This window comes from bacterium (assembly GCA_021372615.1).
GTDB lineage: Bacteria > Armatimonadota > Zipacnadia > Zipacnadales > UBA11051 > JAJFUB01.
Genome location: JAJFUB010000154.1, coordinates 17,411 through 31,712, shown reverse-complemented (window position 1 = coordinate 31,712; position 14,302 = coordinate 17,411). Strand labels below are relative to the sequence as shown.

6 protein-coding genes are annotated in these 14,302 nt (G+C 68.3%); 2 read left to right on the top strand and 4 right to left on the bottom strand.

Annotated features, from left to right (window positions below):
• Positions 1 to 24 precede the first annotated feature (24 nt).
• The 4 genes from LLH23_22190 to LLH23_22175 form a co-directional block, all read right to left on the bottom strand.
• Complete coding sequence (locus tag LLH23_22190) at positions 25 to 3,345, bottom strand: hypothetical protein (GenBank protein ID MCE5241184.1); 3,321 nt, start codon at positions 3,343 to 3,345, stop codon at positions 25 to 27.
• 2 nt (positions 3,346 to 3,347) lie between these two features.
• Entirely contained in the window at positions 3,348 to 5,204 is a 1,857-nt protein-coding gene (locus LLH23_22185) for a hypothetical protein (GenBank protein MCE5241183.1), read from the bottom strand.
• 376 nt (positions 5,205 to 5,580) lie between these two features.
• Complete coding sequence (locus LLH23_22180; GenBank protein MCE5241182.1) at positions 5,581 to 8,340, bottom strand: right-handed parallel beta-helix repeat-containing protein; 2,760 nt, start codon at positions 8,338 to 8,340, stop codon at positions 5,581 to 5,583.
• Positions 8,341 to 8,568: 228 nt separating this feature from the next.
• Entirely contained in the window at positions 8,569 to 9,357 is a 789-nt protein-coding gene (locus LLH23_22175; protein MCE5241181.1) for a formylglycine-generating enzyme family protein, read from the bottom strand.
• A gap of 110 nt (positions 9,358 to 9,467) precedes the next feature.
• Between LLH23_22175 and LLH23_22170 the strand changes: the two genes are divergently transcribed.
• The gene (locus tag LLH23_22170; protein ID MCE5241180.1) at positions 9,468 to 12,155 is read left to right on the top strand and encodes a right-handed parallel beta-helix repeat-containing protein; all 2,688 of its coding nucleotides are present in this window, start codon (positions 9,468 to 9,470) and stop codon (positions 12,153 to 12,155) included.
• The gene (locus LLH23_22165) at positions 12,152 to 14,299 is read left to right on the top strand and encodes a heparinase II/III-family protein (GenBank protein MCE5241179.1); all 2,148 of its coding nucleotides are present in this window, start codon (positions 12,152 to 12,154) and stop codon (positions 14,297 to 14,299) included. The genes LLH23_22170 and LLH23_22165 overlap by 4 nt, the downstream gene beginning before the upstream one ends.
• Positions 14,300 to 14,302: the final 3 nt, after the last annotated feature.

Sequence of the window (14,302 nt, the reverse complement as noted above, 5' to 3'; positions counted from 1 at the left end):
CGCCATCCCGCCATCCCGCCGTCTCTACTTCTCCATCGGCCACACGCGGTAGACGAGGACCTGTAGGTTGCCGGGGAAGGCGGCCGGGTCGCTCCAGCCGATTGTGACCTTGTTCGCGCCCGGCTGAAGCTGCAGGGAGGCCGGCGGGACCCTGAGCGGCGTCGCCGGGGCGAAGCCGCCGGCCCAGTGCTTCACGCCGCCGACGCCCTCGTGGCTGATGGCCTGGCCCAGTTGCAGGTCCGGCAGGGGCACGTTGCGCTCGTTCACGGTGAGCGTCGGCCGGCCGGTGCCGGGCGGGTCGTGCAGGTCCGGAAGCAGCTTGAGGTCATCCAGCGTCACATCCACGGATTTGCCGGGCGGGATGTTGTTGAAGTAGAAGAGGAGGTACTCGACCTTGCTCCAGTCGAAGCCGCCCGTCGTCGGCAGCGGGACGAAGTGCAGCCGCCAGCCGGTGTAGTTGATGGCCGGCAGGATGTCGGCGCTGCGGCCGGCGGTGTCGCGGAACTGCACGCGAATGACCTCACCGACCGCGTCGCCCTTGATCCACAGGGCCGCGCCCTTGAAGCCCCGCAGGTCCAGGGGCGCGGCGAAGCGGCGGCCGATGCCCGTCCAGCCGGCCACGTCGCTCTTGTTCGTCGCCTTCATCTGCAGGGCGTGGCCGCCCACCCGAGCGTCCTCGGTGAGGCCGAAGGAGAACGTCGTGCCCTGGCGGACGATGCCCATCGGCGTGATCTCGGTCTTGTCGCCGACGACGAAGGGAGCGAAGCGGTTGGTCTCCGAGGCGTAGTACGGCTGCGTCTCATCGAAGGTCTCGACGGTCTTGGCCTGCGGATCGTCGTAGTTGCCGACGAGCTGCCCCTTGCCATGGCGCACCAGCTCGAAGCCCAGCGCACAGGGCTGGCCGAGGTCGTTGTTGACCGTGAACACGTTGTCCACGCCGTTGAGCACGTCGAGCACGCGCGGCTCCTCGTACGCGGCGCGGTAGAGCTGCCAGCCGCCCTTGCCGTCCTCGAACACCTTGAAGTCACGCTTCATCTCCAGCAGCTTCGCCTTGACGGCGGGCGGGAAGACATTGGCGCGCCGGGCGCGCTCCCAGCGGCCCAGCATCTCGTACATCTGGCGCGACTGGGCCAGGGCCTCGGTGGCGCTGACTGAAGTCTCCAGCGAGATGCTGCCGTCAATGCCCAGGGCGCGGGCGCAGACGTACTCGATCTGATCGGGCCGCACGTCGCGGAACCAGTAGTACCAGCCGATGTCGGCCTTGATCCAGTTGTTGCCCATGCCCAGAATGCCCGGCCAGCGGTCGTCGAGGTAGCCCTTGATGTCGCCATGGCCGTCGGCTGAGGCACTGCGGGGGATGATGTGCCAGCACAGGTCGCTACCGGTGCCGTTGCTCGTCTGGTAGATGATCGAGCGGCTGATCTTCTGCCAGTAGCCCATGTGCATGCGGTTCAGGTAGTACCAGCGGTCGAGGTAGGCGTCATTGATGCCGTCGCTGGCATCGAAGTACGCGAAGTCGAAGTTGCAGGCGTTGAAGGCCTTCGCGAAGTTGCCGGTCACTTCATCAGCGAGGGTGCTGTCGGGGTCTACCAGCAGGAAGCCCCACATGGCCAGCAGGCCCTTGACCGGCTCGCCGGCGGCGTGGGCGGAGGCCTTCGTGCCCAGGGCCCCGCGCACGCAGTTGACGAAGCGCGAGGGTGGGCCGGGCTCCATCTTCCCGTAGGAGATGATCTCGTCACCAATCTGGACGTAGCTGCCCGGGAAGCCCTGGTAGTACGGCCCCACCGGCGGGAGCTTGGCCTGGCCGGTGAGGGTGAAGGTCTTCGCCTGGTCGTCGAGGGCCTCGGCCAGCGGGGGGCAGGCGAAGCCGGCCAGGCGTGGGTCGGGCTTCGGGGTGATGTACGGGTCGTTGGGCGAGATGGACGGGCCGAAGACGTGTACCCCGGCCTCCAGGCCCGCGGCGTGGATCTTCTTGACCGAGCGCTGCAGGCTGGCCAGGCCGTCGGGGAAGTTCCTCGTGTTGATGTCGAAATGGCCGTGGTTGGCCAGCCAGTCATCCTTCAGGAAGATGATGGTGCCGAAGCCGCCGGTCTTGGCGTACTGGATGAGCGTGTCAATCTGGGCTTCGCTTGAGCCGGTGGCGAAGAGGTACGACTTGCGGTTGGACTCCGAGTCGCGGCCCCACTTGCCGCCGATGATGGGGCAGGGGAGGCCGTTGGCCTTCTCGGCGGCGATGACCGCCGGCTTGAACTGCGCCGCCGGGGCGCCGATGAGCACGAACTTCGCGCCCACCATGCCGTGCTTGCGGTCGCAGGTTCCCCCCAGGACGGCGCTCTGCGGCTGGCTCGACATGCGGTTGTGGCTGTTGATGCTGGCGCAGAACAGGCACATCCCGAACGTGTCGCCATAGGTCGCGCCGAACGCCCAGCCGAGCTTGGCCAGGCGCTTGACGGGGAACTGGAGTGACAGCGAGTCCACGTCGGCGGGCTGCACGTCCACGACCTCGATGAGGAAGTGCGTCGGGCGCGCAGTGATGCGTAGCGTCGCGCTGACCTCCGGCTCCAGGAAGCGGAACGTGATCCGGTCGCCCTGGGCCGAGACGCCGTGGGTGGGGACGGTGCGGCCGTCGCGCACCAGCGTGACTACCGGGAGGGGCGACGGCTCTCCCAGGTAGCTCTGCTTCGTCGGCTTGCAGGTGAAGTCCGACAACAGGCCCAGGGGGGTGATGGCGAAGCGGAGGACGTCGTTTTCGAAGACGATGTCCTTCTGGCCGGGCGTGACGGCGGGCACCGCGAGGGGCTCGATCCGCACGTCATCCACCTCCAGTGTCTGGTCCGTGGCGGCGCTGAGCGCCAGCGAGGCCGAGGCGAAGTTCTCCGCCGGCGCCTGCCAGTAGGTCGCGAACTGGCGCCACTGCTCCGCAGCCGGGAGGCGGCCGAGTTGGGCGCCGCCCATGGGGCCGGTCTTGAAGTAGTGGTAGGCGCTGATCTCGCCACCGCGGCCGCGCGCGAAGAGCGTGATCTTGTACCACTGGCCCGGCGTCACGCCCTGGAGCGGCTGGTAGATGTGTCCGCCGTTGGGGCCGCCGGTCAGGCGCACGTAGCGCCTCCCGTCCTGCGGCGTGTCCGTGGGCATCTCCAGCGTCCCGGTGTAGTGGCTGTTGAGCACCCAGGGCCCCGGCAGCAGCGGCTCGCCAGCCAGCTTCCAGCCGCTGATGATGCCGTTGGCGTCGGGCTTGACCGTCTTGACGGCCTCGAAGGAACCGTTCTCGAGCAGCGGCTTGTCCTGCGCGACCGCCAGGGCGCAGCAGAGCACGAGCGAGCACAGCGCGGTTATCCTGAGCATGACTACCTCCCGGCGTCGAGTTCGAAGACCTCATCGGCGAAGTACGACAGTACCTGCGGCAGGGCCTTGTCCAGCATCAGGTTGTTGTCTTCCAGCACGCCGGTGGCCGCCTTGCCGGTCGTCAGCGACCAGACTTTGCCGCCCCGGTCGCCGACGGTCACGGTGACGCTGGCCTTATCCGACTGCTGGTTCGTCTCGGCCACGCCGGCGCTGGCCCCGGAGGGGTCGAAGACCGTCGTCTTGACGGTCTCAGCGCCACCGCTGCCCTTCACCGTCAGCGTGAAGCTCGCCAGGCCCGCCGGGACGCTGAAGTAGAGCTTCTCCGCCCCGTAGATGAAATGGGGCGCCGGGTCAGTGTAGATGGCCAGGGCGGTGTCGCTGTCCTTGACGGCGCAGGCATTGCCCCCGCTCTCGAGCAGCAGCGCGAGGATGGCGTCGGCGGCCGGGGTGCAGGCGACCGTGCCGACGCCCTCGACCGGGATCTCACCGTGGGCCAGGTCCACCCAGGCCGTGTCTTTGATGGTCCAGGCGACCGGCCCCTGGTTCTGGCCGATGCGGAAGGTCTGCAGGTTGATGTGCAGCGGCACGCCCTTGTGCCCGGCGACGAGCAGCGGGTTCGTCCCGCGCAGCTTCACGACCGGGTAGACGCGCTTCTCGGTGCGGGGGAGCGGCCGGCCGCTGACCTTGATCTTCGGGAAGCCCGACGGGTCCTCGGTCTCGCGCGGCTGCCACGCGGCGGGGTAGTCGCCGGCCTCGATCTTGCGGTTGGCCCACGTGAACCACTTGAAGTAGTCGGGGTGGGTCGTCTCGTACTTGGGGCCCTCGTAGAAGATCCAGTAGCCGCCGGTCAGGCCGGTGAGCAGCAGGGCGTTCTTGCCGCAGAACTCGGGGTCCGCGCCAGCGACAACCGGGTCAATGCCGCCGAGGTAGATATAGTTGATGCCCTTGGCCTCGGCGATGGCCTTGCCGCGCTCGATGATCGCCTGGTTGGTCTTCAGCGCGGCCTCGTGCTTGGCGTACTTGCCCGAGCGGCCGTACGTCCACGGGTCGGCCAGCAGCAGCGGCGCATCCTGGGTGGCCCATTCCGGGTAGCACGCCTCCAGCATGAACGGCGTGCCGGGGGCGGGGTAGATGTTGAACTCGAACTGCGGGTTAACTTTGTCCACCGCCTGGCGCAGCTCGCGGCACTTCTGCCGCCAGTAGGCGATCTGGAAGGCGCGGAACTCGTCGTGCAGCTTCTGTTCTTCCAGCCACGCTTTGCGCTTGTCGAGGGCAAGCTGCGGCAGCGCGATCCCCTTGCTGGCCGCGAACTTGCCCATGATGACATCATCGTAGGACAGGTCGTACAGGTTGCCCATGCCGCCGGGCCAGTAGTTCTCGTAGTCGAGGAAGACGCCCATCAGCGTGTGATCATCGGCGCCCATCTGGGCGTAGGGGACGATGTACGAGGCCATCCACTGCCACAGCTCGTCGGAGTTGGGGCTCCAGATGGGCTGCTCGCTGCCATTGGGCCACACGACGCGCCGCCCGGTGCTCAGGGCCATGTCCTTGGGGACGTCCTGCACGCCGCGCATCCAGGGCTGGTGGTAGATGCCATACTTGCGGCACCACTCCGTGACCTTGCGGACCTCACCCAGGTCCTCATAGCCCCGGCGGGGGGAGAAGACGTTGAAGCCCGCGTCGGCGGCTTCCTTGACCATCCACTCCTCGGTCGTCCAGCCGCGGGTGGGCTGCATGACCTTGTCCACGAGAATGCGCATCTTGACGGAGCGGCCGAGGTCCTGGAGGGCAGGCCGCTCGGCGGCCTGGGCGGCGAGGGCGAGGCAGAGAAGCGTGGCTATGGCGGCGAGTCGTTGCATGGTTGTGCGGTCTCCATCGGTTGTGATGCGGGGGAGGAACGGCGTCCTCACCCCCGGCCCCTCTCCCTCGCTTCGCTCCGGAGAGGGGGGAACGGCAACGGCAATCCACTGCCTCCACCCCTCCCCTGTGGGGAGGGGTCGCTGCGGAGCAGCGGGGGTGGGTAGGTGTACGGCAACGGCGTCCTCACCCCTGCCCCTCTCCCTCCCGCTCGATACGTCCGAGCGCTCCGGAGAGGGGAGTCTCGTGCGACCCCTTTGTGGCTTCGAAGCTGCAGAGTGACAGCCGACTTCCCCTCTCCGGCGCGCAGTCGTTCCGCGCGCGGGAGAGGGGTAGGGGTGAGGAGCCGTGATCCTCCTCCGCCCCCTCAACCCTCATCTACTTCACCAACTCCATCAGCCCCGCGTTGTCCACTTGCCAGGTGCAGCCGTTCGTGCCCTGCCACTCCACCCACTGGTCGTCGGCGGTCTTGCGGACGCTGAGGTTGAAGTTCAGCTTGCCCAGCTTCGCCGGGTCCAGCCCCAGCGACGCCCACGGCACGCGCCATTCGGCGACCCAGCGCTTGCTGTCCACGATCTGCGCCTTGTACTGGACGCCCGTACCGGCCTTCTTCACTACGGCCGGCGGGGCGCCGGCCTCTTCGCTGCTTTCGAAGTGGCCTGACGGGAAGCCGCGCAACACGATGATCGGCGCGTTCTTGCCGGCGGCGAAGTTCGCCAGGGCGATCTCCACCGCGTCGTCCTGCCCCCACGTGTTGCCGGGGCGGATCGGGAACTTGGGGTTCACCGGGTTATCCATCGCGACATAGAGCGCGTCGGCGTCGTAGAGCACCCAGGCCTGGCTGGCGGGGGTGATCTTCTCGCCCGAGAAGCCCTGCTCGAGCGTGAGGCCCCTCGCCGGGTCGAGGCCGCACCACTCGGCCGGGGTGAGCTTGCCGTCAATCGTGATCGGGCTCTTGGCCTTCGCGACCGGCGCGACCACGAGTGTCTTGCGCGACAGGGCCTTGGCCGCCGGTGGCGGGGCCTCCATCGTCCGCACGTGGCTGACCACCGGCCAGGAGGCGCGGTCGGGGCTCTTGTACAGGCCGATCTGGTCCATCGGGATGGGCTTGAAGCCCAGCTTCCACTCCGGCGAGGTGGGCTTGAGGGCGAAGTCCGTGGCCAGCGGTGTGCTGTTGACACCGGCCAGCTTCCCGGGGGTGGCGAACTGCACGGCCGGGTCGTCCACCTTGTCCACGATCGTGTTGTCAGTGAACGTGACCAGCGGCTTGGCCTTGCCCTCGAAGTCGCCCCAGCGCCCGCCGACGGCGATGTTGCGGGCGATGGTGTTGTACTTGGGGGCCATCGGCTCGTCATCCAGCAGCGTCAGCAGCCAGGGGTACTTCTCCTTCCACGGCGACTCCTTGTAGGGTAGGTCGGTGAGGGACTTGACCATGCCCGGCTGGCCGCCGGCGGCCCAGCCCAGCCCGCGCGCGTCCACATGCGTGGCGGGCACGCAGCCGACGAAGATGTTGTTGTCAATGCTGCAGTTGCGCCCGCCGCCGATCATGGCCGCGCGGGTGACGTTGAAGTAGATGTTGCCGGTCATCTGCGTGCCGCCGAACTGGTCGTCCAGGTACATCCCGACGCAGCCCTTGCCCTCGCGGCCGTTGATGTGGTGCAGGTAGTTGTTGCGCATCACCGTGCCGACCATGCTCCAGTTGCGGCCGGTGTAGATCGCCCCGGCGTCGTTGGACTCGTAGCACACGCTGTGGATCTCGTTGCCCTCGATCAGGTGGTCATTGCCGCCGAAGCCCATTGCCATGTGGGGGGCGTTGTCAATGAGATTGCGGCGGGCGATGTTGCCCACCCCCTGCAGCGTGATGCCCGGCTGGTAGACGCGCTTCCAGCGGGCATAGTCGTGCACGTGGTTGTTCTCGGCCAGCAGGTTGGCCGGGGTCAGCGTCCTGCGGTCGCCACCGGTCAGGTGAATGCCGCCGTTGCAGGTCTCGTACACATCGCAGCCGATGACGGCGCTGTTCTTGCCCGACATGCTCACCGCCGACCCGCCGGTGTTGCGGATCGTGCACGCGACCAGCTTCACGTTCTCGGCATTGCCGATGTTCACCGGAGTGCCGCGGCTGGCCTCGATGGTGAAGCCCCGCAGCACCACGTTGGTGGTGTCCTTCGTGTTGATAATCGCCGGGAGCACCGACACGAGCGCGCGTGGGGCGGGACTTCCAGGACCGCCCGCCACCGGCGCGGGCGGGTAGAAGTACAGGAGACCCGTCTCGCGGTCCAGGTAGTACTCCTCAGGCACGTCCACCTCGGACAGCATGTTGAAGGCCGCCCACCAGGCGCCCTTGCGGTAGCCGTAGCCGTGGTACGGTGGCTTGAGCGCGATCGTCTTCTTCTCGGTGTCAATCTTGTCGATCTGCTGGCGCTCATCGGCCCAATCCCAGAACCAGTACCCATGCACCCACGGGTCCCTCTCGCCGACCCAGCGCGCCGGCCGGTCACCGTCGTAGGTGAACAGGCCGATCTTGTCGCCGGGGATGCCGTGGATCTTGTGCGGCGCGCCGCCGACCACATCCACGACCTTCGCGAAGCCCTCGTTGGGCCAGCGGGAGACCTTCATGGGGCGGTCCTGGAAGAACAGCTCCAGGCGCTTGCCATCGGCCGCCGGGTGACCGAAGTCGGTCACGCCGAGGGCCTTCAGGTCCGCCTGCATGACCTTCCCGCGCGCGGCCGGCTCCAGCCTGCTCAGCACGGCCGGGTCTGTGACCGGGACCCAGTTCGTGACCTGCTTGCCGCCCACGAGGCGGACCTCGGCGCCGGGCCGGGCCATGTACGTGATCGGGGCCTCGGGTGTGCCGGAGTCCTCGGCGGTCAGCTCGAACGTGGCCGACATCTCGTACACGCCGCGCTCGATGATGACCGTGGCGCCGCCGGCGGGCAGTGCGTTGGCTTGCTTCAGCGCGCGGATCGCGTCCCGCGCGCCGGCCAACGTGGCGAAGGGACCGTCGGCGCCCTTACGCACGGAGGCCTTGCCGTTCCAGGAGTCGTTCCCCTTCGGGGAGACGTACAGCTTCAGAGGGGCGGCGCAGGCGAGAGACGTGAGCAGTACGGCAACGAACAGGAGCGGCAGCTTAGCGGGCATGGCGGTCCTCCGTTTGACTGGCGGCTCGGTAGGCTGGTCAGTTCCGAACGGCGTCCTCACCCCTCCCCCTCTCCCTCGCCCGCGATACGGCTGCGGGCTCCGGGGAGGGGAGGGTCGCGTCTCGCATTGTGGTGTCGAAGCCACAGAGTGGTCGCGTGGCGCCCCCCTCTCCGGAGCGCTCAGCCCCATCGAGCGCGAGGGAGAGGGGTAGGGGTGAGGAGCCGTTAATCACTCCGCATCCTTCGCGCACCGGAACCCCAGGAAGTAGTACGCATCCTCCGGGAGCGGCCGGAAGCGATAGGTGGCCGTGGCGATATAGGGTTCGCCCGTCCAGCTTCCGCCCCGGGCCACACGGCGCTCGGCCGTGTTGGCGGCGTCCTCGCGGCCATCGGTGGCGACATAGGGATAGGGCTTGAACTGGCTGCTCGTCCATTCCCAGGCATTGCCGGCCATGTCCAGCCCGCCATGGACCGAGACGCCCTTGGGCCGCTCGCCGACCGGGCCGATGCTGTCTTGGCCGAAGCGCATCATGGAGGCATCGAACGTCGCGCCCCAGACGAACTTGCGGCCATCCGTCCCGCGCGCCGCCTTCTCCCACTCCGCCTCGGTCGGCAGGCGCTTGCCGGCCCACTTCGCGTACGCCATGGCGCCATACCAGGTGACGTTCGTCATGGGGCAGCGCTCTTTGCCCTGGAGCGGCTGCCACTGTCCGCCGGCCTGGGTGATCGGCAGGTACTGGGGAAGGCCGAAGCAGGCGCGGGTGGTGTCGGGGGTGCGCCGGGCCTCGTTGAGGAAGCGGCAGTAGAGTGCCGTCGTGACCTCGCACTTGTCTATCAGGAAGGCCGGGAGGGTGAGCTTGTGCTCGGGGGCTTCGGCCCGGTCCTCGTCAATGCCCTTGCCGGGCCCGCCCATGGTGAACTCCCCGGCGGGGACGAGGACCATCTCAGCGCCGTCGTCGGCTGACACGAAGGCTCCGAGCAGCCAGAGGCACATGACGACGAGCAATACGCGGATCATGTCAGTCCACCTGTGAGGTAGTAGCGACCGACCGGCAGTTCAGTTCCCCTCGCGCCCCCCGATGGCCTCCTGCGGCAGGTGACATCCCGGACGCCGGGGAACGAACCGCCATGCGAAACCTCACCCTTCTCCTGGCGTTGGTGCTGCTGTCCTCGCTCAGTCACGCCGCCGCACCGGGCACGGTTGTCTGCACTGTCTCTCCGGCCGGCAATGACGCCTGGTCGGGCAAGCTGGCCGCCCCCAACAAGACGAAGACCGACGGCCCGGTGGCGACCCTCGCCGCCGCGCAGAAGCTCGTGCGTGCGGCGATGCTCAAAGGGGCGCCGGGCCCGCTGCAGGTCGTCATTCGCGGCGGCACGTACGCACTGACCGAACCGCTCGCGTTCGGCCCGCAGGACTCCGGCAGCGCCGCCTGCCCCATCGTCTATGTCGCCATGAAGGGCGAGACGCCGGTCTTCTCCGGCGGGGCGCGGATCACCGGTTGGCGGCGGGGCGAGGGGAAGCTATGGGTCGCCGACGTGCCGGGCGTCAAGAGCGGGGATTGGACCTTCCACCAGCTCTTCGTGGGCGGCCAGCGCCGGACGCGGGCCCGCACGCCCAACGAGGGCACTCTGAAGCTCGCCGGCACCCTCAGGCCCCTCCAGGGGCGCGACAGCCGTAGCGATCCGGCCACCAAGCAGGGCTTCATCTACAGCGGCAACGACCTGCAGCGCTGGGACGAACTCGATGATGTCAACGTGATCGTCTACCACGCCTGGACGTCGTCGCGGCACTGGATCAAGGAGCTGGACGAGCAGGAGAAGATCGTGCGCTTCCGCGCGCCCTCGGGCTGGCCCATCGGCTACTGGGACCGCGCCGGGCGCTACTTCGTGGAGAACTTCAGGGCGGCGCTGGACTCCCCGGGCGAGTGGTACCTGTCGCGTGCCGAGGGGCGGCTGTACTACTGGCCGCTGCCGGGCGAGGACATGACCAGGGCCACGGTCATCGCCCCGCGTCTGCAGCACCTGCTGGAGATCAAGGGCGATGCCGCCGTCGGCCTGCCGGTCAGCCACGTCACGTTCAACGGCCTGAGCTTCCAGTACGCCGACTGGCAGCACGACCCGGACAAGGTCTGCGACGGCCAGGCTGCCGTGCACACAACCGCCGCCGTCGTCGCCAGCGGGGCCCTGGACTGCCGCTTCGAAGGCTGCGAGATCGCCCACGTCGGCGAATATGCGCTGATCCTGGGCGACGGCTGCAAGCGCAACCGCGTGCAGACCTGCCATGTCCACGATCTGGGCGGCGGGGGCGTCCGCATCGGGGGCACCAGCCTGCCCAACACGCCGGCGCTGCAAGCCGAGCGCAACACGGTGGACAACTGCTTCATCCACGACGGCGGATACGTCTTCGAGGCCGGGATTGGCGTGTGGATCGGCCGCAGCAGCTTCAACACCGTCTCCCACAACGAGATCTGCGACCTCCGCTACAGCGGGTGCTCGGTCGGGTGGAGCTGGGGCTATGCGCCCACGACCGCGCACGACAACCTCTTTGAGTACAACCACATCCACAACATCGGCAAGGGCGTGCTGTCGGACATGGGCGGGATCTACTCGCTGGGTATCTCGCCGGGCACGGTCGAGCGCTTCAACCACATCCACGACGTGTACTCGTATAGCTACGGCGGGTGGGGCCTGTACACGGACGAGGGCAGCAGCGACATGGTGCTGGAGAACAACCTCGTCTACAACACGAAGACCGGCGGCTTCCACCAGCACTACGGCCAGCGCAACACCATCCGCAACAACATCTTCGCCTACTCGTGGGAAGCCAACATCATCAGCGCGCGCACGGACCTCGGCAATGACCTGGTGTTCGAGCGCAATGTCGTGCTGACGAGCAACGGTACGCCACTGGGCGGAAACCTGCGGCCCGACCGCTTCACGCTCCGCAGCAACCTGTACTGGGACACCCAGGGCAGCGACCTGAGCTTCTACGGTCTGGACTTCCCCGACTGGCAGGCGGCCGGCAAGGATGAGGGCTCGATCGTGGCCGACCCGCTGTTCGTGAACGCACCGGGCCTGAACTTCCGCCTCAGGAGCGAAGCTGTGGTCGCCAAGATCGGCTTCAAGCCCTTCGACGTGGGCACCGCCGGGCTGTACGGCGACCCGAAGTGGGTGGCGCTGCCCAAGGGCATCGTGCGGCCGGCGGTTGAGGTCCCCAAGCCGCCCCCGCCGCTGCTCGTGACGGACGACTTCGAGACCACGAAAGTCGGAGACCAGCCCGCCAATGCCCGCGTCTCGGGTGAGGAGAACGGCGCCTCGATCCGCGTGACCGACGCTACCGCCGGCGCCGGCAAGCACAGCCTCAGGTTCACCGACGCGCCGGGCCTGGACCGTGAGTGGCAGCCGCACATGGTCTACCAGCCGCGCTACAACAAGGGCACCGTCCGCTTCAGCTTCCGCGTGCGGATGGAGCCGGGGGCGATCCTGTGGCACGAATGGCGCGACAGCTCGGCCCCGTACAAGGTGGGGCCGAGCCTGAGGATCATGGGCGATGGGGCGGTGGTGGTCGGCAACAAGACGCTGACGAAGCTGCCGCTCAGCCAGTGGGTCGGCCTCGACCTCACCTGTCCGCTGGGCAAGCAGGCCGGGACCTGGCAGCTCGTGGTGACCGCTGCGGGCGCGGCGCCGCAGACCTTCGCCGACCTCACCCTCGGCACGGCCGACTGGCGGCTGCTCACCTGGATGGGTTTCATCAGCCTCGCCACCGACACCGCCGTGTTCACCGTGGACGACATGAAGATGGAGGTCGCGCAGTGAGCGACACGGGCCCGGACCTGTGGGGCGTCCGGCGCGACCGCGACCGCCTCCGCCGCAACCTGGAGCAGCCGCTGCTGGCCCCCTGGCGGCAGCAGACGCTGGACAAGCTGGCTCAGTCGCTGAACGAGCCGCTGCCGGCGGCCGAGGACAGCACCGACGCGATGCGCAAGCTGTCCGAGCAGGCGCAGTCGCTGGCCTTCGCCTACGTGGTGACCGACGAGCCCCCCTACGCCGACCGAGCCCGCGCCTGCCTGGATTCCATCTGCGCCTCGTCGTCCCGCTGGGACTTCGTGCAGCACAACGCGATGTATCCCGAGGACACCGCGGACCTGGGCACCGCCGAGACAACGAAGGCCTGCGCCAACGCCGTGAGTTGGCTGTGGCCGACGCTGTCGGAACACCAGCGCGCCGGCTTCATCGCGATGATCGCTGAGCGTGGCGGGCAGGCCATCTACCAGGGCGCGACGGCAGGCTGCTGGTGGGGCAGCGCGCTGAACTCCAACTGGACGGCGGTGCTGAACTCGGGCCTGGCGTTCGCGGCGCTGCTCCGCGTGGGCGCAGAGGAACGCGTGGGCGCGCGTGTCCTCACGCGCGGGTCGTCGTCCCTGTCGGCGTGGGGAAACGCCGACCCACGCGCACTGGATTGGCTCGCCTTCGCCCGGGCCCGGACCATCGAGATGCTTGACCTGGCCGCCGAGGAGGGGGCGGGCGTCGAGGGCGCCGGCTACTGGCTGTACTGCTTCGGCACGCTGCAGGACAACGTCGAGGCCCTCCGCAATGTGACGGGCGAGGACCTGTACGCGCATTCCTTCTGGCGCGTCTGCAGCCGCTTCCTGCCGTACATCGCCCTGCCGGACTTCTCGGCGTGGGTGAACTACGCCGACACGGGGTACCGGGGGCTGGGCGGCAGCGCCTTCTTCCACGGCGTGGCCGCGCGGGCGCGCGATCCGTTCGCCCAGTGGTTCGGTAACGAAGTCCTGCGGCGCAACCCGTCCGTGAGCTGGAAGAGCCTGCTGCTCTACGACCCCGACGTGCCTGAACGGGGCCCCGAGGCCGAGCCGCCCTGCCGCGTCTTCCAGAGTATCCACCTGGCCTCGTTCCGCTCCGGCTGGGATGAGGACGCGACCTTCATGCTGTTCAAGGGCGGGTCGAACGCCTGGAGCCACGCCCACCTGGACCTGAACAGCTTCTTCATCACGAGCCACGGCGAGCGCCTGGCGACCGAGCCAGGCCCCGAGCACTACAGCCTCGCCTACTGGCACAGCATCCAGCCCGTCGTCTCGACCGCGTGGCACAACTGCGTCGTTGTGGATGGCGCACACCAGCGCGTCCCGGCGCAGTACGCGATGGGCTACGACCTGGAGGAGGCGGGCGACTGCTACAGCCGCCTGTCGGACCATGTGGCCGAGGACTGGGTGGAGATGATCCGGGGGGATGCGACCACGGCGTATGGGGACATGCTCTCCCGCGCCTGGCGGGACATGGTGTACCTGAAGCCCAACGTCTTCGTGATCTTCGACGACTTGATCGGCCACCCGGTACGCTGCCAGCGCAACTTCGAGTGGCTGCTGCACAGCGAGTGCGAGTTGGGCGAGATCCCGTCGCGCGTGGTGTGGGAGGGGTCACCGACCCCGACCCGAGCCCTCGAAGCCCGTGGCGAGAAGGCCACCCTCCGCATCGAGCCGATCTTCCCGACCGGCTGGGAGCACAAGTTCATCACGGGCCGCACCGTCCCGTACGCCGATGACAAGCCCCTGCACGCCGTCAGCATCCGGCCGTACTGGCACCACAAGTGGAACGTGGACCCGCACAAGTCGCCCTACCCGCACTGGGACCCACGCGGCGACGCCACGCCCCTGTTTGACAACACCTGCCAGTTCCTGATCGTGCTGACGGCGTTGGGGAGCGGGGAGGAGCCGGCGGATCGGCTGGAGCCCATCGCGCAAGGCACCGCGAAGGGCGTGCGGCTGGTGGGGGAGGGGGAAGAGACACTCGTGCTGTTCAACCACAGCCGCGAGAGCCTCGACCTCGAGGGCCTGCAGACCGACGCGGAGAAGCTGGTGCTGCGCACGGGCAACGGCGCGGCACGCCACGCCGCCGTCCGCTGCGAGCGGCTGACCGTCCGCGGCGTGTCGTTGGTATAGCGA

Bases quoted from the DNA above. Each gene is read 5' to 3' on its own strand.
- LLH23_22190 (MCE5241184.1), bottom strand. From the start codon at position 3,345: ATGCTCAGGATAACCGCGCTGTGCTCGCTCGTGCTCTGCTGCGCCCTG.
- LLH23_22185 (MCE5241183.1), bottom strand. From the start codon at position 5,204: ATGCAACGACTCGCCGCCATAGCCACGCTTCTCTGCCTCGCCCTCGCC.
- LLH23_22180 (MCE5241182.1), bottom strand. From the start codon at position 8,340: ATGCCCGCTAAGCTGCCGCTCCTGTTCGTTGCCGTACTGCTCACGTCT.
- LLH23_22175 (MCE5241181.1), bottom strand. From the start codon at position 9,357: ATGATCCGCGTATTGCTCGTCGTCATGTGCCTCTGGCTGCTCGGAGCC.
- LLH23_22170 (MCE5241180.1), top strand. From the start codon at position 9,468: ATGCGAAACCTCACCCTTCTCCTGGCGTTGGTGCTGCTGTCCTCGCTC.